Annotated in this window: 21 protein-coding genes; 5 read left to right on the top strand and 16 right to left on the bottom strand. The window is 67.6% G+C overall.

Annotation, left to right across the window (positions count from 1 at the left end; genetic code table 11):
• The first annotated feature begins 8 nt into the window (after window positions 1–8).
• Window positions 9–458: a GNAT family N-acetyltransferase gene (locus EV645_RS23555; protein WP_130446116.1), complete on the top strand. Its 450-nt coding sequence runs from the start codon at window positions 9–11 to the stop codon at window positions 456–458.
• Here the strand turns inward: EV645_RS23555 and EV645_RS23560 are convergent.
• Together EV645_RS23560 and EV645_RS23565 are read right to left on the bottom strand one after the other, a co-directional pair.
• Complete coding sequence (locus EV645_RS23560; protein WP_130446117.1) at window positions 436–1,293, bottom strand: serine/threonine-protein kinase; 858 nt, start codon at window positions 1,291–1,293, stop codon at window positions 436–438. The two genes, EV645_RS23555 and EV645_RS23560, sit on opposite strands and share 23 nt — an antisense overlap.
• 187 nt (window positions 1,294–1,480) lie before the next feature.
• Entirely contained in the window at window positions 1,481–3,238 is a 1,758-nt protein-coding gene (locus tag EV645_RS23565) for an ABC transporter ATP-binding protein (protein WP_130446118.1), read from the bottom strand.
• A 252-nt stretch (window positions 3,239–3,490) separates the two neighbouring features.
• Here EV645_RS23565 and EV645_RS23570 point away from each other — a divergent pair, with 252 nt between their 5' ends.
• On the top strand, window positions 3,491–4,288 hold the full coding sequence (locus tag EV645_RS23570) for a sensor histidine kinase (RefSeq protein WP_157997141.1): 798 nt from the start codon (window positions 3,491–3,493) through the stop codon (window positions 4,286–4,288).
• Complete coding sequence (locus EV645_RS23575; protein ID WP_130446120.1) at window positions 4,285–4,905, top strand: response regulator; 621 nt, start codon at window positions 4,285–4,287, stop codon at window positions 4,903–4,905. The genes EV645_RS23570 and EV645_RS23575 overlap by 4 nt, the downstream gene beginning before the upstream one ends.
• Window positions 4,906–4,926: 21 nt before the next feature.
• On the opposite strand, the gene EV645_RS23580 is transcribed toward EV645_RS23575, so the two are convergent.
• From EV645_RS23580 to EV645_RS23615, 8 genes are all read right to left on the bottom strand, one after another.
• Window positions 4,927–5,544 carry a TMEM175 family protein gene (locus EV645_RS23580; protein WP_157997142.1) on the bottom strand — a complete coding sequence of 206 codons (618 nt, stop codon included), beginning with the start codon at window positions 5,542–5,544 and terminating at the stop codon, window positions 4,927–4,929.
• A gap of 63 nt (window positions 5,545–5,607) precedes the next feature.
• A complete protein-coding gene (gene sthA / locus EV645_RS23585) occupies window positions 5,608–7,017 on the bottom strand; it encodes a Si-specific NAD(P)(+) transhydrogenase (RefSeq protein ID WP_130446122.1) in 1,410 nt (469 codons plus the stop codon).
• 55 nt (window positions 7,018–7,072) lie between these two features.
• Window positions 7,073–8,575, bottom strand: a complete 1,503-nt coding sequence (gene arfA / locus EV645_RS23590) for an arabinosylfuranosidase ArfA (protein ID WP_130446123.1) — start codon at window positions 8,573–8,575, stop codon at window positions 7,073–7,075.
• A 24-nt stretch (window positions 8,576–8,599) separates the two neighbouring features.
• Window positions 8,600–9,499, bottom strand: a complete 900-nt coding sequence (locus tag EV645_RS23595; protein ID WP_242000596.1) for a carbohydrate ABC transporter permease — start codon at window positions 9,497–9,499, stop codon at window positions 8,600–8,602.
• Window positions 9,496–10,380 carry a carbohydrate ABC transporter permease gene (locus EV645_RS23600; RefSeq protein ID WP_130446124.1) on the bottom strand — a complete coding sequence of 295 codons (885 nt, stop codon included), beginning with the start codon at window positions 10,378–10,380 and terminating at the stop codon, window positions 9,496–9,498. Before EV645_RS23600 ends, EV645_RS23595 begins: the two co-directional genes overlap by 4 nt.
• Window positions 10,381–10,393: 13 nt before the next feature.
• Window positions 10,394–11,683: an extracellular solute-binding protein gene (locus EV645_RS23605; RefSeq protein WP_130446125.1), complete on the bottom strand. Its 1,290-nt coding sequence runs from the start codon at window positions 11,681–11,683 to the stop codon at window positions 10,394–10,396.
• Between the two features lie 92 nt (window positions 11,684–11,775).
• Entirely contained in the window at window positions 11,776–12,786 is a 1,011-nt protein-coding gene (locus EV645_RS23610; protein ID WP_130446126.1) for a LacI family DNA-binding transcriptional regulator, read from the bottom strand.
• A gap of 37 nt (window positions 12,787–12,823) precedes the next feature.
• Entirely contained in the window at window positions 12,824–13,024 is a 201-nt protein-coding gene (locus EV645_RS23615; RefSeq protein ID WP_130446127.1) for a hypothetical protein, read from the bottom strand.
• Between the two features lie 184 nt (window positions 13,025–13,208).
• On the opposite strand from EV645_RS23615, the gene EV645_RS23620 reads away from it, so the two are divergent.
• Complete coding sequence (locus tag EV645_RS23620) at window positions 13,209–14,243, top strand: aminotransferase class V-fold PLP-dependent enzyme (protein ID WP_130446128.1); 1,035 nt, start codon at window positions 13,209–13,211, stop codon at window positions 14,241–14,243.
• A gap of 27 nt (window positions 14,244–14,270) precedes the next feature.
• A complete protein-coding gene (locus EV645_RS23625; RefSeq protein ID WP_130446129.1) occupies window positions 14,271–14,696 on the top strand; it encodes a MerR family transcriptional regulator in 426 nt (141 codons plus the stop codon).
• Here the strand turns inward: EV645_RS23625 and EV645_RS23630 are convergent.
• The 6 genes from EV645_RS23630 to EV645_RS23655 form a co-directional block, all read right to left on the bottom strand.
• Window positions 14,680–15,180: an SRPBCC family protein gene (locus EV645_RS23630; protein ID WP_130446130.1), complete on the bottom strand. Its 501-nt coding sequence runs from the start codon at window positions 15,178–15,180 to the stop codon at window positions 14,680–14,682. The two genes, EV645_RS23625 and EV645_RS23630, sit on opposite strands and share 17 nt — an antisense overlap.
• A 37-nt stretch (window positions 15,181–15,217) precedes the next feature.
• Window positions 15,218–16,414 (bottom strand): molybdopterin molybdotransferase MoeA, encoded by a 1,197-nt coding sequence (locus EV645_RS23635; RefSeq protein ID WP_130446131.1) that lies wholly within the window; start codon window positions 16,412–16,414, stop codon window positions 15,218–15,220.
• 68 nt (window positions 16,415–16,482) lie between these two features.
• Window positions 16,483–16,704, bottom strand: a complete 222-nt coding sequence (locus tag EV645_RS23640; protein ID WP_130446132.1) for a formate dehydrogenase subunit delta — start codon at window positions 16,702–16,704, stop codon at window positions 16,483–16,485.
• Complete coding sequence (fdhF, locus tag EV645_RS23645) at window positions 16,701–19,523, bottom strand: formate dehydrogenase subunit alpha (RefSeq protein ID WP_130446133.1); 2,823 nt, start codon at window positions 19,521–19,523, stop codon at window positions 16,701–16,703. Before fdhF ends, EV645_RS23640 begins: the two co-directional genes overlap by 4 nt.
• Window positions 19,520–21,034 (bottom strand): formate dehydrogenase beta subunit, encoded by a 1,515-nt coding sequence (locus EV645_RS23650; protein WP_130446134.1) that lies wholly within the window; start codon window positions 21,032–21,034, stop codon window positions 19,520–19,522. Before EV645_RS23650 ends, fdhF begins: the two co-directional genes overlap by 4 nt.
• A complete protein-coding gene (locus EV645_RS23655) occupies window positions 21,031–21,525 on the bottom strand; it encodes an NAD(P)H-dependent oxidoreductase subunit E (protein WP_242000597.1) in 495 nt (164 codons plus the stop codon). The genes EV645_RS23650 and EV645_RS23655 overlap by 4 nt, the downstream gene beginning before the upstream one ends.
• Between the last annotated feature and the right edge of the window lie 41 nt (window positions 21,526–21,566).

The following is a 21,566-nucleotide window of genomic DNA, read 5'->3' on the forward strand; positions in this document are numbered from 1 at the left end:
TTGCCGGCGTGATCACGCCGCTCGACCTGACCGACCACACCCTCGCCGAACGGTTGCTGCAGATCCAGCACGCCGCGTACGCCGTCGAGGCCGAGCTGATCGGCTTCGACGGCATCCCGCCACTCCAGGAAGACCTGGCCGGACTCATGCAGTCGACAGAGCACTGGCTCGGCGGGTACGACGGAAGCACGCTGGTCGGCGCGGTCGCGTACGAGTTCCCGGCCGACGACACGGTCGAGATCGCCCGCCTGATCGTCGACCCCGCCCACGCCCGTCGCGGTCACGGCCGGGCCCTGCTCGACCACCTCGACCAGATCGAACCGCGCCCGGTCAGCCTGGTCTCGACCGGCTCGGCCAACACCCCGGCGATCAACCTGTACAAATCGCGCGGGTACGCCGAGATCTCTCGCGTCACGATCGCGCCAGGAGTCCAGCTCACCCAGTTCGAGCGTCGGTAGCCATACGGCCCTCGGCATAGCGATCCAGCCAGTCCGGCCAAGGCCGGAGCTCGCCGGCCGCCTCCGCGAGTGCGACCAGGACCTGGGCCGTAGTGCCCCGCTCGGCAGGTTGCTCGGCGAGCAGTTGCCGGATCACGGGAGCAAGAGCCGAGGGTGGAGTCTCGACCCCTTTTGCCTGCGGTACGCCGGTCACTGCCTCGGCGAGTACTGCTCCCAGCCCGTACAGATCCATCGCGGCAGAGACCGGCTCGCATGCCTCCTGCTCTGGTGCGGCGTATCCCTCGGTGCCGACCGGGTGGCCCGCCGGTTGCAGCGAGCCGATCGAGCGCGCGGAGCCGAAGTCCAGCAGGATGGGGCGGCTGTCGCGCAGTACGACGTTCTCCGGTTTGAGATCGAGGTGGGCAAGACCCCGGCGATGCAACGAGGCCACGGCGGGGAGAAGCTGTGCGCCGAGTACGGCGGCCTCCTCAGCCGGGAGCGCGCCATTGTCGTCGAGCTCCTCGTCCAGTGCTGGGCCGTCGACGTACTCCACCACGATGTGTGGCACGGGTTCCTTGGTGCCATCGGCCAGTAGTCGCGGCAGTGCAGGGTGCAGGTTGCCTACCAGGGCAGCGGTCTCGCGGCACAGCGCTTGCGTCGCTCGCGGCTGGCCGATCTGGTGAGGGCGGGCCAGCTTCAGCACGGCTGGGCTCCAGAGGCTGGGACTCCAGACGAGCCAAGTCTCACAACGCACCCCGACACCGAGGCGTTCGATCGCGAGGTTCCCACCTGGCACGTCCGAACCTTCCGTGAAGTCCCAAACGGCCAGACCGTCTTCAGCGTCTACCGGTTCCATGTCCGTCCTCCGGGCCGGGATGCCGGCCGCCGGGAAGGCCCGACGGCCGGCGGACTCGCCAGTTGTCAGCAGCGGCTACGGCTGCGGCTACGGCTGCGGCTACAGCTACGGCTGTGCGAGCGGCTGTGCTTGTTGTGCCGCTTGTGCCGCTTGTGGTACATCGTCGGTGCGATCCTAGGCATGGTGTTCACCCCCTTCCGCTTGCCCTGCGTTGGCGGAGATCTGCGATGTTCAGTGGTTTGGCCAACTCGTCCTGGAGATCCGGGAGAGACAGCGAGACGACGCGGTCGGCGATGGCGCTCAGGGCGCGGTCATGGGTAACGAGCAACACCGTGCGATGGGCGGTCGCGGTCTGGATGGCCTTGACCACCGCGGCGGCGGATCGGGGATCGAGCGATGCCGTCGGCTCGTCCAGCAGCACCATCGGTGCATATGAGACGACCGCTCGGGCGATGGCGATGCGGCGACGCTGGCCGCCCGACAGGCGGACACCGCTCTCGCCGAGCGTGGTGTCGTACCCGTGCGGCAAGCGACCGATGAACTCGTCCACCTGTGCGTTCCGGCCGGCTTCGAGCACGTCGGCGCGGGTGGCCGCCGGGTTGCCGAAGGCAATGTTCTCCGCGACCGTCGCATCGAGTAGCCACGGATCCTGCGGCACATAGGCGAATCGGCTCCGGACCGTGAGCTGCCGGCAGTACCGCACATTCACTCCGTCGATCAGAACCCTGCCGGTGTTGACCTCGTACAGCCGGAGCAGCAGGTGCAGGACGGTGCTTTTGCCGATGCCGCTCGGCCCGATCAGACAGACCGTCTCACCTGCGGCGATCCGGAGGTTGAAGTCGTCGAGGACCGGCTGGTCCGGCTCGTACCGGAACCCGACCTTCTCGAACCGAACATCCTCGACGAGCGGTGGCGCGATCCAGGCGCCGACGCGATCGGTGACTGCCTCGTCGCACTCCAGCACCTCACGCACTCTGATCGCACTGGCACCGGCCTTGGCCAGCACCGCCGACAATCGGGTCAGCCCGCGCACCGGCGAGTAGAGGTCGCGCAGGTAGGCCGTCACTACCAGGAGTCCGCCGACCGTCATGGCGCCGTTCAGCACGGACAGGCCGCCTACGACCAGCACCAGCGCGGAGCCGATCGCCAGCAGGACGTCGGCCACCGGGGTCCACCGGGCGTCCACTCTGATCGCACGCAGTTCGGCTTCGAGTACTGCGCGGTTGCGGTCGCCGTACTCGCCGGTGGCGTGATCGAGACGACCGAACGCTTGTACGGCGCGAACGTTGCGCAACAGGTCGGTTGTGGCCCCGGACAACTGCCCGGACTCGGCCCGCGCAGCCTGCTGAGTGGCTCTGATGCGTGCCCGCTGGCGTACCGCGAGCCCCGCCAGCACCGGTACGACCGCCAGACCGATCAGGAGCAGCGTCGGGTCGAAGGCCAGCAAGAGAACGAGGACACCCACCAGCATCACGGCGTCGGGCAGGAAGGAGGTGGTCAGCGCGACCACGCCGTCCAGCACGCGGCCTACGTCGGTGGTCAATCGGGATACGAGTTCACCACTGCGCATCCGGTCGTGCCACCGTAGTGACCGGGTCATCGCGCGCTCGAACATGGTGGCCCGCAGCGCGGCGCCGATCCGTTCGGCGGCCCCCTCGGCGGTCTGCATGATCACCAGCTCGAGCAACCCGTCGACAATGGTGAGACCGACCGAGGCGGCCCCGGCCAGCACCAGCAGCTTGGCCGATCCCATCCCGGCCAGGAACTCGAGGTGCCCGGTCAAGGGCCGGCCCCCGAGGGCGTAGTCCACTGCCAGCGCCAACGGCCACGGACGCAACAGCGTGATGCCCACCTGCAGTACGACGAGGGTCGCCGCGGCAGCCAGCGCCGGAGAGTGCGGACGGACCGACGGGCCGGCCACGCTGAGGCTCAGTGGCGCCTTCATGCTTCAACCATCGCGGCGTGATCATCATTGCGCCATTGCACATTTGGGCTAGCACCTGCCAGTTCGGTTGCTTGCCGTACACCCCTAACTACTGCGAATGCCGGACCGCCCCGAGACCTGCTCACTTCCGGCGGATGCGCCTATGATCCGAAATGGGGGAAATGGCGGATGGGGGCTTTGGGGGAGTTGCGTCGTAGCAGGCCAGTGGATCGAGTGGCATCCGTCGCCGATCCACTGGATTTACTCGCGATTATGGGACTGGTCATTCTCGTAGCAGCCGCCGCTCTGACCGGCTTCGTGATTCATCGGTCGGGGTCTTCGCTGCTGGCGATCGGCGGTCTGCCGCTCATCGAGGCGGGCGTGCTTTTCCTGGTGTGGTTGGCGTTCCGGAGGAACCGGCGCCTGCAGCGGGAGCGATTGTGCCGGCACGAAGCGCGGGCCCGCGACGTCGAGCGGCGCCGGCTGATCGGTGAATTGCACGACGGCGTGGTGCAGGATCTCGCCGGAATCAATTTCACCCTGGAACGGCTGCGACTGGGCAGTATGTCCGCCGGTCAGCGCGGCGAGCTGATCGCCGACAGCGCCGCCACGCTGCGGCGCAGTATCGGCACATTGCGAACCCTGTTGATCGACAGCTATCCGCCGGACGTGGCCGGGGAAGGGCTCCGTCGCGCGCTGGCAGATTTGGCGGAAGGGCTCGAACGCGCCGGAATGGACGTCCGGCTCGAGGTCACGCAGGCGGAATATCTGCCGCCGGTGACCTCGGCGCTCATCTTCCGGGCGGCACAGGAGGCTGTTCGGAACGTCGCGATGCACAGCGGCGCCCGGGAAGTGCTCATCCGGGCGGAGCTCCGGGGTAGGCAGGCGACGCTGGTCGTGGAGGACGACGGCCAAGGGTTCGACCAGGCGCGCTTGCGGCAACGGCTCAGTTGCGGGCATTTCGGGCTGCGCTCGACCGGCGACCTGATGACGGCCGGCGGCGGCGTCCTGCGAGTCCGCGCCGCGCCGGGCCGCGGCACCACCCTGATGGTCGAGGTCCCGGTCGGATGATCCGGGTCCTGGTCGTCGACGACCACGAGATCGTCCGAACCGGCCTGCGGCAACTCCTGGCCGGCACCGATGACCTCGACCCCGTGGGCGCTGCTGCCGGCGGAGACGAAGGAGTCGCGATGGTCGCGCAGTTGCATCCCGACGTCGTCCTGATGGATCTGTCGATGCCTGGCACCGACGGGATTGCGGCCACCGAACGCATCGTCGCGGACAATCCCGGCACCCACGTGCTCGTCCTGACCTCGTTCAGCGATCACGATCGCATCGTCGCCGCCCTGGACGCAGGCGCCGAGGGTTACCTGCTCAAGAACAGCACCGCCGAGGCGATCCTCGGCGGGATCCGCCAGTTGGTTGCCGGCGGCTCGCCGCTGGACCCGATCGCGGCTCGGGAGTTCCTCACCGGCAGACGGCTGCCGCCGAAGGAGATCACCTTCACGAACCGTGAGCAGGAAGTGCTGGAGATGCTCGGGTCAGGCCTGCCGAACCGGGCGATTGCACAGCGCCTGGGTATCAGCGAACGGACGGTCAAGGCCCATCTGACCAACATCTTTCATCGCCTGGGTGTCACGGATCGAACGCAGGCCGCGTTGTGGGCCCAACGGCATTCCGATCACTGAATCCTGGCCACCGATCCAGGTTCAGTCGCGGGTCCTGAGCTGCTCGAACCCGTAGTACAGGGCGAGCAGGAACACGATCAGCAGCGTCACCTGGGCAGAGATGAACGAGATCCCGATGCAGGCGCCGTAGATCACCGTGCCCATGGAGTAACGCATCACGGACCTGCGGGTCTGCGACTTCGTCATCTCGTGCTCGACCAGGTGGTGGCGCAGTACGTACCACCAGATCAGGCTGAACGCGATCGCCGCCAGCGTCAGGTTCGCGCTGTAGACCGCGGCCGCGACGTTCGCGTTGATCGAATCGTCCTTGAGATGCTCGGCGAACAGACTGGTCGGGAACGGCAGCAGGGTCGCCCACAACAGCAGCAACAGGTTGAGGAACATCAGCCCGCGATCCGCGCGCTGGATCTGGCGGAACATCGAGTGGTGGTTGACCCACATGATGCCGAGGATCGCGAAGCTGGTCAGGTACGCCGCGAACTGCGGCCACTCGTCCAGCAACGCCGGCCACAACCGCTCCCCCTCTTCGAGCTCGGGACTGTGCAGTTCGAGGACGAGAAGGGTGATCGCGATCGCGAAGACGCCGTCACTGAACGCTTCCAGCCGGTTGGTCTCCGCAAGGTCAGACTGAGTGTTCACGGCCACACAGTCTGAACTAGTACACCGGTGAATGGGCGGCAGAACTGATCGCCTTGAGCGTAATCAGTCGGTGCCGAATGCATCGAGAGCCCGGATCTTGTTGGTGACGTCGAGGGCGGCGACCTTGTAGGCCTCCGAGAGCGTCGGATAGTTCAGGACCGTGTCGACCAGATAGTCGACTGTGCCGCCGCAGCCCATGATCGCCTGGCCGATGTGGACGAGGTCGGTCGCGTTGGTGCCGAACACGTGTACGCCGAGCAGGGTGCGGTCCTCGGTCGAGACGAGCAGCTTGAGCATCCCGTACGTGTCGCCGAGGATCTGGCCGCGGGCCAGTTCGCGGTACCGCGAGACGCCGACCTCGTACGGCACCGACGAGCGGGTCAGCTCCTCCTCGGTCGCACCGCAGTACGAGACCTCGGGGATCGTGTAGATGCCGATCGGCTGCAGACCGGCCAGCTCCCGGGCCGGTTCGCCGAACGCGTGGTACGCCGCGAGCCTGCCCTGATCCATGCTGTTCGCAGCGAGCGCCGGGAAACCGATCACGTCGCCGACGGCATAGATGTGCTCGACCGTCGTCCGGTAATGCTCGTCGACCTTGATCCGGCCGCGCGCGTCCGCCTCGAGCCCGGCTGCCTCCAGGTTGAGCTCGTCGGTGACGCCCTGGCGGCCGGCGGAGTACATCACCATCTCGGCCGGGATCCGCTTGCCGCTGGCCAGCGAGGTGACCGTCCCGCGGTCGGAGACCTCCACCCGCTCGACCTCCTCGCCGAACCGGAAGGTCACCGCCTGGTCGCGGAGGTGGAACTTGAGCGACTCGACCACCTCGGGGTCGCAGAACTCCAGCATCCGGTCGCGCTTCTCGACCACCGTCACCCGGGTCCCGAGCGCGGCGAACATCGACGCGTACTCGATCCCGATCACGCCGGCGCCGACCACGACCATCGAGCCCGGCACCTTCTCGAGCTGCAGGATCGCGTCGGAGTCGAGCACGTGCCGGTTGTCGAATTCGATCTGAGGCGGCCGGGCCGGCCGGGTGCCGGTGGCGATCACGATCTTCTCGGCGGTGACCGTGCTGGTCTCGCCGCGCCCCATCCCGGTCACTTGAACCGTGTTCGGGTCGACGAAGCTCGCCGTCCCGTGCAGCAGCTCGACGTGGTTGCGGAGCAGCTGCGACCGGACCACTTCGACCTCGCGGCCGACCACATGCTGCGTCCGGGCCATCAGGTCGGCGATGGTGATCTCGGACTTGACCCGGTAGCTGGCGCCGTACAGATCGCGCAGCGCCATCCCGGTCAGGTAGAGCACAGCCTCGCGCAGTGTCTTGGACGGAATCGTCCCGGTGTTGACGCAGACGCCGCCGAGCATCGAGATCCGCTCGACCACCGCCACCCGCTTACCCAGCTTCGCACCGGCGATCGCGGCCTTCTGCCCACCAGGGCCGGACCCGATCACCACGAGGTCGTAGTCGTACATCGGATCTCCCCACCAGACTGGGCGCCAACAGGGCACCCAGTCTGGTACAGCGGGGTCAGTCAGTCGACAGTGAAATGGCTGTCCAGCTGATGGCCGGGAGCGTAACGGTCAGTTTGCCGTCGACGAGGGTGGCCGCCTCGAGCTGTTGCGGGACGACGCGGTCGGGGTCGGTGGCCGAGTTGACGGCCAGGGGGTCCGCGTCGTGCATGATCAGCGCTTCGGCGATGGTCGTGACGCCGCTGCGGCTGACGTCGATGGTCACCTCGATCGGGCCTTCGGTCGACCGGTTGACGGCGAAGATCGCGACCTTGCCTTCGTCGTACGTCGCGACCGCGTCGACCGCCGGTACGTCGCCGTACTTCTCGGTCGTGGTGAGCGGCGAGTCGGTCTCGACCCGCAGGACCTGACCGGACGCGAGCCGGGAGGTGATCGCGAACGGGTGGAACGTCGGCTGCCGCCAGGCCGCGCCGCCGGGCTCGGTCATGATCGGGGCGATCACGTTCGCGAGCTGGGCGAGGCAGGCGACCCCGACCCGGTCACTGTGCCGGAGCAACGAGATCAGCAGGTTGCCGAGGACAACGGCATCGGTGGCGTTGTACTCGTCCTCGATCCGTCGCGGAGCCACCTCCCACTTGTCGTGCGGGCCGTCGGTACGGCGGGAGCGCTCGCCGTACCAGACGTTCCACTCGTCGAACGAGATGCCGATCTTCTTGCTGCTCTTGAGCTCCGCGCCGACGTGATCGGCGGTCGCGACGACCGATTCGATGAAGTGGTCCATGTTCACCGCGGACGCCAGGAACGAGGCGGTGTCGCCGTCGTCGTTCCCGTAGTACGCGTGGCAGGAGATGTACTCGACGAACTCGTACGTCTCCCGCAGTACGTCGCGCTCCCAGGTCCCGAACAGCGGCATCCTCGACGATGACGAGCCGCACGCGACGAGCTCGAGATCCGGCTCGACCATCCGCATCACCCGCGCGGTCTCGGCCGCGAGCCGTCCGTACTCCGTCGGCGTCTTGTGACCGACCTGCCACGGCCCGTCCAACTCGTTGCCCAGGCACCACAGTTTGATGCCGTACGGCGATGCGCCGTGCTGCTCGCGCAGGTCGGACAACGCCGTACCGCCCGGGTGGTTCGAGTACTCGAGCAGGTCCAGCGCTTCCTGGACACCCCGCGTCCCGAGGTTGAGCGCCATCATCGGCTCGACGCCGGCCTTCACACACCACTTGCTGAACTCGTCGAGACCGAACTCGTTGGTCTCGATGCTGTGCCAGGCCAGGTCGAGCCGGCGCGGCCGCTCGTCTCGCGGACCGACACCGTCCTCCCAGCGGTAACCGGAGACGAAGTTGCCGCCGGGATAACGCACCACGGACACGCCGAGCTCACGGGTCAGCTCGAGGACGTCCTTGCGGAAGCCGTCCTCGTCGGCGGTCGCGTGGCCGGGTTCGTAGATGCCGGTGTAGACACACCGGCCCATGTGCTCGACGAACGTCCCGAAGGTACGACGGTTCACGGGCGCGATCGTGAACGCAGGGTCGATGGTCAGTTTGGCAGCGGGCACCAGGTTGCTCCTGTCGTAGGTTGTCTAGCCCTTGATCCCCGCGTCTCCGACACCGCGGACGACGTGGCGCTGGAACAAGGCGTAGACGATCAGCAGAGGGAGGCCGCCCAGCACGGCGGATGCCATGATCTGGGCATAGCGCAGGCCGTACGAGCCCTGCACGTTGGCCAGGCCGACCGGGATCGTCATCATTGACGGGTCGGTGGTCACGATGAAGGGCCAGAGGAAGTTGTTCCAGGCCCCGATGAACGTGAAGATGCCGACGGCAACGAGGATCGGCCGCGACATCGGCACCATCACGCTCCAGACGATGCGCCACCGGGACGCGCCGTCGACCCGGGCGGCGTCCTCGTAGTCGCGGGAGATGCCGTCGAAGAACTTCTTCAGCACGAACACCATCACCGGCGCGACCACCTGCGGAAGCACGATGCCCCAGTAGGTGTCGACCAGGCCGAGGCCGGTCATCTCCTGGAACAGCGGCACGATCAGCACCTGCGGCGGCACCAGGATGCCGGCGATGATCAGGCCGAACAGCACCCGCCGGCCCGGGAACGTCGTCCGCGAGAAGCCGTACGCCGCCAGGACGGAGACGAACAGCGTCAGAGTGGTCACGAGGATCGAGACGACCGTGCTGTTGACGAACCAGCGGATCAGATCCCCTTGCTCGATCACGCTCCGGTAGGCGTCGCCGGTCGGTGCCTCTGGCAACCAAGTGATCGGCGCACGGGTGGTCTCAGGCTCCGGTTTCAGTGAGGTGTCGAGAGCCCAGAGCAGGGGAACGAGCCAGAGGACCGCCAGGAGCACCGCACCGACGGCGGTCGCGGTTCCGGCGAAGGTCCAGCGTGGTTTGGCCGAGCCGCTGTGGGCCGGCTTGGGCGCGGGCGCGGCCGGCCGGCGTTCGGTCGGCATCGTCGTGGTCGTCATGCCGCCGCCTCCCCTCGGCCGGAGAACAGTTTGAACTGGGCGACTGCGACGATCACGATGATCGCGAAGAACAGGTACGAGATCGCCGACGCGTAGCCGATCCGGTAGCTGGTGAAGCCGGATTCGTAGATGTACTGGATGATCGGCCGGGTCGCGTAGTTCGGCCCGCCGTTCGTCATCAGGTAGATCTGGTCGAAGATCTTCAACGACGCGACCAACTGCAGTACGACGATCAGCCCGGTGGTCCGGCTCAGCAGCGGCAGCGTGATCCGGAACAGCTGCTGCCGACCGTTCGCGCCGTCGATCGCGGCCGCCTCGTAGACCTGCGTCGGAATCCCTTGCAGGGCAGCGAGATAGAGCAGGAAGTTGAACCCGACCGTCCACCAGACGGTCGTGATCACCACTGCGAGCATGGCCCGGTTCTCGGTGTTCAGCCAGTCGATCTCGGCGAATCCGCCGGCTGTCAGGAGTCCGTTCACCAGGCCGAATCCGGGCTGATAGATCCACACCCAGATCAGCGTCACGACGGTGGCCGGCAGGACGAACGGAGCGAAGTACGAGAAGCGCAGGAGCCAGCCGAGGAGGCCCTTGCGGTTCGCGAGCAGGGCCATGATCAGGGCGATGATCACCAGCGGCGGCGTACTCATCGCAGTGAAGACGAGCGTGTTCTTCAGCGACGACCAGACGGCCGGATCGCCGAACAGGTCCCGCCAGTTCTGCAGGCCGAGAAACTCGTGCTTGACGCCGGCCAGGCTCGTGTTGAAGAAGCTGTTCCAGAAGCCGGACGCGATCGGCCAGAGCATGAACAGTGCGAACAGCAGCAGGAACGGCGCGACGAAGAACAGGCCGCCCCAACGTTGCTTCCAATCCGGTCTTTGCATGGGCGTTCTCCTGTCAGACCGGGGACGGGGTGTCGAGGAGCTTCTGAGTGGCAGCCTTGAACTGCGCGAGCGCAGACTTGGGCGTGGCTTGTCCGGTCGCGATCCCGCTGAAGGCCGCCGCGGACTCGTTCTCCAGCTGTGCTCCGGAGCCGCTGAACCAGGCATCCGGGTCGTAGAACACGTTCGGGGCAACACTCCGGTATTCCGCCTGCGGCTTGAGATCCAGGTACTCCTGGCTCTTCACCACCGGCTGGTACGCCGGGATGTGGCCGCCGGCAGCCCATTCGACGCTGTGCTTGAGCATCCAGGCGATGTACTCGATCGTCGCCTTGGTGTCGTCGGCGTTGCGGTGCGCCTGGTGCGGCAACACGAACGTGTGCGAGTCGCCCTGGAACTTCGGTACGTCGTACACGACCGGGAACGGCGCCATGCTGAACGGCAGCTTCGCGGTCTGGTACGTCGTGACCTCCCACTCGCCGTTGAAGCTCAGCCCGGCCTCGCCGTTGCTGAACTGGGCGACCAGGGCCGCGTAGTTCGCCGATCGCGGCGTGAGGCCTTCGCTGGCCAGCTTCGCGATCAGGTCAAGGGCCTCGAGCGCCTTGGCGTCGTCGATTACCAGCTCTTTGCCGTCCGGGCTGAAGAACTCGCCTTCGAGCTGGCCGTAGAGCGTCCACCACAGCCGCCACGGGCTGGTTGTGTCGACGGAGACGGCGTACTTGCCGGTCGTCTCCTTGACCGCCCGGAGCATGTCGAGGAACGGGGTGACGCCCATGACCGGCTTGATCTTGTTGTCCGGCCCGAGCAAACCGGCCTTCTTGCAGATCTCGAGGTTGTAGTAGAGGACGAACGGGTGCTGGTCCAGCGGTACGGCGTACAGCTTGCCGTCGATGACGCAGCGGTCCCAGGTCGCCGGCAGGAAATCGGACTGCCGTACGCCGGCGTTCTCGAGCAGATCCACCGGGATCGGGTCGAGCATCGTCGTCGGGCTGAACCCCTTCAACCGGGACATGTGCATGGTCGCGACCTCGGGCGCGCGGCCACCGGCCGCCGACATCGCGAGCTTGGTGTAGAACGGCGGACCCCAGGCGAGCGTGTGCGCTTGGAACGCGACGTCCGGGTGCTCGGCGACGTACTGGTCGTGGATCTGCAGCAGGCGGGCACCGTCGCCCCCGCCGAACAGGTTCCATTCGCGGACTTTGGGCTTCGAGCCGAGGGTGCCGCAGCCGGTCAGCGCGAGCGCGCCGAGCATGCCGCCGAGCACTGCTCGGCGCCGCGGGCGGAAGGGAGGGGAGTTAGGGAGCATCTGTCCTCCAGGGCGGAGTGGAGCACGGATCTACATCGGTGCACTACATCGGTGTAGAAAGGATGCACGGAGGCTTCCGGACCGTCAAGATCTCAGCTCACGCCGAGGGTGGATTCCCGGGTGTGGAGCTCGTAGGGGGCGACGATCTCGTGATGCTCGGACAGGTCGCCCGCCATCCGCTGGACCAGGAGCTCGACCGCGGTCCGGGCGATGTGGACCCGGCTCGGGTCGACCGTGGTCAGGGCCGGGCTGCTGTAGCTGGCCTCGTCGATGTTGTCGAAGCCGGCGACCGCCACGTCGTCCGGGATCCGCACGCCGTGCGCGGCGAGGGCACGGATCGCGCCGAGCGCCAACGTGTCGTTGAGGGCGAAGACGGCGTCGAACTTCTGTCCGGTCCCGAGCAGCTCCGCCATCGCGTCCGCCCCGCTCGACCGATGCCACTTCCCGCCCGAGACGGCGAGCCCGTCCGGCACGGGAATGCCGTACTCCGCCAGTGTGTCGGCGTAGGCGCCGTACCGGATGGCCGCGGTGCCGACGCCCTCCAGCGGCCGGACGCCGATCACCGCGATCCGCCGGCGACCCTGGTCGAGGAGATGCCGGACGACGGCCTTGGTGCCCTCGACGTTGTCGATCATGACGTGGTCGACCGGTCCGTGGAAGATCCGTTCGCCGAGCAGCACCATCGGTGTGTGCGTGTGGAGCTGGTCGACGTCCTCGGGGCCGAGGCCGAGCGGGCTGTACAGCAGGCCGTCGACCAGGTGCCCGCGCGGCCGGGCCAGCGCGGTCAGCTCCCGTTCGCGGTCGGCGCCGGTGGTCTCGATCATCACCGTCAGGCCGTGCTCGCCGGCGGCCGCGATCGCCGCGTCGGCGAGCTCCGCGAAGTACGGGTTGCTCAGCTCCGGTACGGCGAGGCCGATGACACCGGTCCGCCCGGACTTCAGGTTCCGGGCGGAGATGTTCATCCGGTAGCCGAGGGCATCGATCGCCGCGAGCACCTTCGTGCGTGTCTCGGCGCGGATGTACGGATACCCGTTCATCACGTTCGAGACCGTCTTCGGAGACACACCGGCCTCGCGCGCGACGTCGCGCATCGTCACCGCCATGGCATGTCCCTCATGGGCAGCCACGGTAGTGCAGAGCTCACTCCTCCGCGGCCGCCTCGTCGTGCGGCGGACGGCGTGGCGGGTTCGGCTGCGGTCCGGCCGACCGGCTTCCCGGGTGATCGGGGATGTCCGGCTCGTGGTCGTCGTCCAGCTCTACACCCTCCTCCCGCAGCACGTCGTCCACCGCAGCATCCACTTCGTAACCGGGATTTGGCAGACCGGGCCTGTCGAAACTCATCGCACCCTCCCTGTTCGTTCTTGGGCCCCACGATACGGCTGCAGGTCGACAGTACCTATACGTCCACGACACAGAACCCCACGCGGGGCAAGCGCCGGAAACGCCGGGCAGTGGACGTATACGTACTGTCGACCTGCTGATTCTCAGCGGCCGGCTAGGTCGAGCCCGACCTAAAGTGGCGGGCATGGATATTGCAGGGCTGTGGGATCCGGAGCCGGGCTGGTTGAACACCGCGTCGTACGGGCTGCCGCCCAAACCGGCGTGGGAGGCGCTGCAGGCCGCGCTCGCGGACTGGCGGGTCGGCAGGACGAGCTGGGAGCCGTGGGACGAGTCGACCACGCGGGCGCGGGAGTCGTTCGCGCGGTTGATCAGGGCGGACGCTGCGGACGTGTTCGTCGGTAGCACGGTGTCGGCGGCGATCGTGCCGATCGCTGCGGCGTTGGCGGACGGTGCGAAGGTGCTGACCGACGACGTCGAGTTCACGTCGAACGTGTTCCCGTGGCAGGTGCACGCGGACCGCGGCGTCGAGCTGATCGCCGTACCGGGTTCCGAGCTGGTGGCGGCGATCAAGCCGGGGATCGACGTGGTGGCTGTGAGTGCGGTGCAGTCGTCCACCGGCGTCGTACTCGATCTGCCGGCGGTTATTGCTGCCAGCAAGGAGATCGGCGCGCTGGTGGTGATCGACGCATCGCAGGCGCTCGGCTGGCTGCCGATGCGGATCGACGGCATCGACGCGTTGATTGCCCACAGCTACAAGTGGCTGATGTCGCCGCGCGGCGCGACGCTCGGCTTCCTGTCGCCGCGCCTCCAGGAGCGCTGCCGCCCATCGGCCGCCGGTTGGTACGCCGCCCGCGACGTCCACGCTTCGTACTACGGACCCGTGATGGAGCTCGATCCCGGCGCACGGCGGTTCGACCAGTCGCCGGCCTGGTTCAGTTTCGTCGGCGCGGCGCCGGCGCTCGAGCTGATCGAGCAGATCGGCGTCGACACGATCAACCGCCACAACCTCGACCTCGCCAACGCGTTCCGCGCCGGCCTCGGCCTGGAACCGTCGAACAGCGCGATCGTCAGCACCAGCCTCCCCGGAGCGCAGGAGGCCTTCGCGGCCGCGGGCATCCGGGCCGCCGTACGGGACGGGAAGCTGCGCGCGTCGTTCCACATCTACTCGACGGATGACGACGTACAGCAGGCTCTCGAGGCGCTCAAACCCCTGCTCTGAGAGCTGGTTACGGAGTTAGGGTGCCCCATGCGTGGATTGAGTATCGGGCAGGTGGCGGAGCGGACCGGGTTGAGTGTGCACGCCCTCCGGTTCTACGAGCGTGAGGGTCTGCTCGCAGATCCGGTACGGCGTGAGTCGAACGGCCGGCGGGTGTATACCGAGGACGACGTCGACTGGCTGGACATGTGCATCAAGTTCCGCTCGTCCGGGATGCCGCTCGACACGATCCGCAAGTACACCGAACTGGTCCGGCAGGGCCCCGGCAACGAGCAGGACCGGCTGGCCCTGCTCCGCAGCCATCAGGATCATGTGACGTCCCAGATCCAGGACCTCACCGAGTGCCTGAACGTGATCAGCCACAAGGTCGGCGTCTACGAGGAGCACCTCGAGGCTGGGACGGCCGACTGCCTGTGGGTCGGCCCGTCCCAGTCCAGCTCTAGCGAGGCTTCTTGAGTGTTGACTCCATGGCGGTGAGGGTCGATCGCATGTTGGCCGCCAGCTGATCGAGCCGGCGCTGGATCGCCTCCGCGGCCCGCTCCGGGTTCTCGACCGCGCCCATCCGCATGCCGCTGTCGCCGGGGCCGTGAGTGAACGTCTGCCGGACGTGCGTCTCGGCGCCGTGGTCTTCCAGTTCGTACTCCCAGTGGGCGAACGGCACCTCCTCGTCGCCGTACACGTCCCAACCGAAGCGGTACGGCGCCTCCGCGACGGTGACCGTGCACGTCACGTACGTCTCGAACCCGTCCTTGAAGCGGTTGCGCGCCTCGAAGCGGGAACCTTTCTCGATCCGGTCGTCGAGCCAGGCGCCGTAATAGCACTCCGGGCTCCACTCGCCGTACCGGTCGATCGCGGTGATGCCGGACCACAGGTCGCGGATCGGCAGCTTGATCAATACCTCGACGTTGGTGGTCGAGCCGGTCACTCCGTAGTCATTCATGCCCGGTACGTCGGACGCCCCTCGGCGGCCTCGACATTTACGTGATTCCCGGATCGAGGGGGAGGAGCCGGGCCGCGATCGCCTCGGCTGGACCGGGTGCAACTACGGCCAAAGCGTCGCCGACAGCTGGCCCGCGGAGCATGGCGGATCCACCATGGCCGATCGGTACGGCGCCATGTGCCGTGAGCCGGACCGGGACGAGGCGCGTGCTGGTCGGGTGACACCTGACACCACCGGGTACGGCGATGTGGCCGAGCTCGGGGAGCCGGAGGCCTCGCATGCGGGTGATGGTCGCGACGCCGAGCGTCAGGAACGCGACGAGGGCGGCGAACGGATTGCCGGGCAGCCCGAGGACGAGTCGTCCGTCGGCCAATCGCGCCAGGGCTTGGGGATGACCGGGGCGGCAGGCGACGCCGTCCACGACGAACTCGGCACCGAGGGAGCTGAGCGCCGGCCGCAGATGATCGGCGGGTCCTGCCGCCGATGAGCCGGAGACCAGGATCAGGTCGGCCTGCATCTCGCTGAGCGCTTTGGTGAGCTCGTCCAGCGAGTCCGGCAGATGCCTCACACCGGAGCCGACCAGTTGCGCACCTGCGCGCGTGATCAGGCCGGGCAGCATCGGCCCGATCGCGTCCCGGACCCGTCCCGGTCCGGACGGTCCTCGGTGGACCAGCTCGTCGCCCGTCACGAGCGCGGCGACAGTCGATTGGGGGATGACAGTCAGCCGGTTGAGTCCGACGGTCGCGGCCAGCCCGAGCACGGCCGGGCCGACGACCACGCCGGCGGGCAGCAGCTGATCGCCCGGCTGGCACTCCTCACCTGCTCGCCGGATGTGGCGGCCGTCGTCGGCCGGTCCCTCCAGCCGATCGCCTGTCACAACCGCGTCTTCGTAGCGCACCACAGAGCTCGTGCCGGTCGGTATGGCCGCTCCCGTGACGATCCCGGTCGCCTGCCCGTCCGTCAGCGTGCCCGGATCCGCCGCGCCGGCCTCCAGATGGCCGTTCACCCGCCAAGGACCAGGCCCACGTACGGCGTACCCGTCCATGGCGGCCCGATCGACCGGAGGGACTGCGCCCGGCGACACCAACGGCGTACCCAGAACGCATCCGTCGGCTTCGGCCAGCCCGCGCGAAACCGCCTTCCCGGGTCGCGCCGCGGCGTGAGCCAGTACCCGGGCCAGATCCCAGGCCACGGCTGCTCGCCGGGCTCGAAGACCGCGGCCCTCGTCCTCCACACGACTACCCTCTCCAACCCACACCCGGTTGTCGAACGGATCCGGCCCGCCGGACGGTGTGGGATGGGTCACCGAGCGGCCTGGAGGCGGTGGGCGGCCAGCACTGCCGCGGGAGACAGATCGGTGGCGCCGGACTCGGCGTACGTGATCAGCGCCTGCTTCATCCGCGGGTCCCAGGTCGCCTTCACATGGTTGGCGATCACGGTCGCCGCGTCCTCGGGGGAGCGGTGGGCGAACTGGGCCGCGATCTCGTTCGCCAACCGCACGTACGGCGGGACGCCGCCACTCATCGGTTGCCTCCTGCAACGACTGGCTCGCGGACGGCGTCCGCGGCGGCCGAGGCCGGGATGAGGTCCACCTGGACCGCGGTGACCTTGTACTCGGGACAGTTGGTGGCCCAGTCCGAGTTGTCCGTGGTGACGACGTTCGCCCCGCTGACCGGGTGGTGGAACGTCGTGTAGCAGACGCCGACCGGCATCCGGTCAGAGATCTTCGCCCGCAACTCGGTCCGCCCGACGCGACTCGACAGCGCGACCAGGTCGCCGTCCGTCACGCCGCGCACCTCGGCATCGTGCGGATGGATCTCCAGCACGTCCTCGGCATGCCACGCGACGTTCGCCGTACGACGGGTCTGCGCGCCGACGTTGTACTGCGAGAGGATCCGCCCGGTCGTCAGGATCAGCGGGAACTTCCGGGTCGACCGCTCCGACGTCGGCACGTACATGGTCTCCATGAAGCGGCCCTTGCCGCGGGTGAATTCGTCGGAGTGCATGATCGGCGTACCGTCCGGGTGTTCGACGTTGCACGGCCACTGGATCGACCCGAGCTCGTCGAGCTTCGCGAACGAGACCCCCATGAACGTCGGCGTCGTCAGCGCGATCTCGTCCATGATCTGCGCGGCCGAGTCGTAGTGCATCGGGTACCCCATCGCCTGGGCGATCTCGCAGATGATCTCCCACTCCTGCTTCCCGGTCCGCGGCGCCATGATCGGCCGGACCCGGTTGATCCGCCGCTCGGCGTTCGTGAACGTCCCGTCCTTCTCCAGGAACGATGTCCCCGGCAACAGAACGTGCGCGAACTTCGCGGTCTCGTTGACGAAAAGATCCTGTACCACCAGGAGATCCAGCGCACCCAACGCCGCGAACACGTGCTGCGTGTTCGGATCCGACTGCGCGATGTCCTCACCCTGCACGAACAGCGCCTTGAACGATCCGTCGATCGCGGCGTCGAACATGTTCGGGATCCGCAGCCCGGGCTCGTTGAGGATCGGCGTACCCCAGAGGTGCTCGTAGATCGACCGAACGTCGTCGTCGGACACGTGCCGGTACCCGGGGAGCTCGTGCGGGAACGAACCCATGTCGCACGAACCCTGCACGTTGTTCTGACCGCGCATCGGGTTCACGCCGACGCCGGCGCGCCCGATGTTGCCGGTCGCCATCGCGAGGTTGGCCATCCCCATCACCATGGTCGAGCCCTGGCTGTGCTCGGTGACGCCGAGACCGTAATAGATGGCCGCGTTCCCGCCGGTCGCGTACAACCGCGCCGCGGCCCGGATCTCCTCGGCCGGTACGCCGCAGATCTCGGCGACTGCCTCGGGACTGTGCTCGGGCTGCGCGATGAACGCCTCCCAGGTCTCGAAGTCCTCGCACCGGCTCGTGACGAAGTCCCGATCGACGAGCCCTTCGGTGACGATGACGTGAGCCAGCGCATTGATGATCGCGACGTTCGTGCCCGGCCTCAGCTCGAGGTGGTGCGCCGCCTGGACATGCGGCGAGCGGACCAGGTCGATCCGCCGCGGGTCGATCACGATCAGCTTCGCGCCCTGGCGGATCCGCTGCTTCATCCGCGACCCGAACACCGGGTGCGCGTCGGTCGGGTTCGAACCGATCACGAGGATCACGTCGGACTCGTCGACCGACCGGAAGTCCTGTGTGCCGGCGGATTCTCCGAAGGTCTGCTTCAGCCCGTACCCGGTTGGCGAGTGGCAGACCCGCGCACACGTGTCGACGTTGTTGTTGCCGAAGACAGCTCGCACCATCTTCTGGACGGCGTACACCTCTTCGTTGGTCGTCCGCGACGACGTGATCGCACCGATCGAACCCTGGCCGTGCTCCGCCTGGATCTCCCGCAGCCGGCGCGCGGTGAACGTGATCGCCTCCTCCCAGGAGACGGTCCGCCACTCGTCGGCGATCGTGTCGCGGACCATCGGCTCCATCACCCGGTCCGGATGACTCGCGTATCCGAAGGCGAACCGGCCCTTCACGCACGAGTGGCCCTCGTTCGCGCCGCCGTTCTTGTACGGGACCATCCGGACCAGCTCGTCACCGCGGAGCTCGGCCTTGAACGAGCAGCCCACGCCGCAGTACGCGCAGGTCGTCAGGACGGTCCGCGTCGGCATGCCGAGCTCGACGACCGACTTCTCCTGCAGCGTTGCGGTCGGGCACGCCTGTACGCACGCGCCGCAGGACACACAGTCCGAGTCGAAGAACGGCACCCCGGCACCGGCCGCGACCTTGGAATCAAACCCACGCCCCTCGATCGTCAGAGCCAGAGTCCCTTGTACTTCGTCGCACGCGCGGACGCAGCGGGAACAGGCGATGCACTTGGACGCCTCGAAGTCGAAGTACGGGTTGGAGGTGTCGGTCTTGAGATCCATGTGGTTGGCGCCGGCTTCGACGCCCGAGCCGTAGCGGACCTCGCGCAGCCCGGTCACGCCGGCCATATCCTGCAGTTCGCAGTCGCCGTTGGCCGAACAGGTCAGGCAGTCGAGTGGGTGGTCGGAGATGTAGAGTTCCATCACACCGCGGCGCAGCTTGCCGAGCCGCTCGTTCTGGGTGCGGACGTTCATGCCGTCGCGGACCGGCGTCGTACAAGAGGCTGGAGTGCCTTTGACGCCGTCGATCTCGACCACGCACAGCCGGCACGACCCGAACGCCTCCAGGTTGTCGGTCGCGCACAACTTCGGTACGTCGACGCCGGCTTGCTTCGCGGCGCGCATGACCGACGTACCGGGTGGGACTCTTAGGTTGACCCCGTCGATGGTCAGCTCGACCGTTGCCTCGCCCGGGCGGGCCGGCGTACCGAAATCGGGCTCTTTCAGCAGGCTCATGCGGTGAAGTCCTCTCCGAAGTGGCGGACGGCGCTGCGTACGGGCATCGGGGTGAGGCCGCCCATGGCGCAGAGCGAGCCGTCGGTCATCAGTTCGCACAGGTCCTCGAGGACGACCAGGTTCTTGTCGCGTTCGGTGCCTGCCACGATGCGGTCGATGGTCTCGACGCCGCGGACCGCGCCGACCCGGCACGGCGTGCACTTGCCGCACGACTCGGCCGCGCAGAACTCGAACGCGAACCGTGCCATCGCCGCCATGTCCACGGTGTCGTCGAACACCACGATGCCGCCGTGCCCGACCATCGCGCCTGCTTGTGCGAATGCCTCGTAATCCATCGGCAGGTCGAACTGTTCGACCGGGAGGTAGGCGCCGAGCGGGCCACCGACCTGGACGGCTCGCGTCGGCCGTCCGCTGGCTGTTCCGCCGCCGAAGTCGTTCACGAGTTCGCCGAGGGTGATGCCGAACGCGGTCTCGACGATCCCGCCGTGAGCGACGTTCCCGCCGAGCTGGAAGACGCTGGTACCTCGCGATCGACCCGAGCCGTAGTCGGCGTACGTCTTGGCTCCGTGCGTGAGGATCGCCGGGACTGTTGCCAAGGACAACACGTTGTTGACGACGGTCGGTCGGCCGAAAAGCCCTTCCAGCGCAGGGATTGGGGGCTTGGCGCGGACCATTCCGCGTTTGCCCTCGAGGCTCTCGAGCATCGAGGTCTCTTCGCCGCAGATGTACGCACCCGCGCCGACCCGGACATGCAGGTCGAAGCCGAACCCTGAGCCGTGAATGTCCGGCCCCAACCAGCCTGCCGGATGCGCCCGCTCGATCGCTGCCTTGAGAGTCGCGACCGCGTCCGGGTACTCCGATCGCAGGTAGACGTACCCTTCCGTCGCCCCGACCGCGTACGCCGCGATCGTCATGCCCTCGATCAGCGTGAACGGATCGCCCTCGATCAGCATCCGATCCGCGAATGTGCCGGAGTCTCCTTCGTCCGCGTTACAACAGACGAACTTGAGATCCGATTCGGCGCCGAGCACGGTCCGCCACTTGATCCCGGTCGGAAACCCAGCGCCGCCGCGTCCGCGCAACCCCGACTCGACAACAGCCTCGACCACGTCGGCCGGCGTCATCGCGAGCGCTTTCCGCAGCCCGCTCGTCCCGCCGTGCGCTTCGTAGTCCTCGGCCGACAGCGGATCGATCACGCCGACCCGCTTGAACGTCAGCCGCTCCTGCCGCCGCATCCACGGCAGTTCCTCCACCAGCCCGAGACTCTCGCCTTCACCGGCGAGCATCCCGGCGGCGATCAGCCCGTCCACATCCTCAGGCGCCGCCGCGCCGTACCCGACCCGCCCCGCAGCTGTCTCCACCTCAACCAGCGGCTCCAGCCACAACATCCCGCGAGACCCGGTCCGCACGATCTCGACATCGAGGCCCTGCGTCTGCGCGGCGATCCGCTCGGCCACCTCATCCGCTCCCACCGAGCGAGCAGCCGAATCGCGCGATACGAAGATCTTCATCGCGCTTCTCCCAGCAAGGCATCCAGGCGGGCGGGGCTGACTCGCCCGTGCAACTTCTCCCCAACCTGCACCGCGGGCCCCAGCGCGCAATTCCCGAAGCAGAACACCTCGTCGAGCGTGAAGCGCCCATCGGCCGAGGTCTCACCGAACCCGCAACCGGTCCGCAGCCGGGCATAGTCGGCCAACTCGACCGCACCGACGGCCCGGCACGCCTCCGCCTGACAAACGGCCACCGTCGTCCGGCCCGGCGCGGCCCGCCGGAAGTCCTTGTAGAACGTGACCACCCCGTGTACCTCGGCCACCGACAGGTTGAGCACGTCGGCAATCACCGCGACATCGTCCTGAGCGACGTACCCCAACTCCTCCTGCACGGCATGCAGGATCGGGATCAGGGCGCCACGCAACCCGCGCAGTTCACCGGCGATCTCGCGCACTCGTTGGGCACGCCCGGGGACCGGGACGGGGGCGGCGGCCACAACCTCACTCGTCATGTATACAACATTCCGTCGCCAACCCAACCCGGTCAAAGCAA

The organism is Kribbella rubisoli, from assembly GCF_004217145.1.
Lineage (GTDB): Bacteria > Actinomycetota > Actinomycetes > Propionibacteriales > Kribbellaceae > Kribbella > Kribbella rubisoli.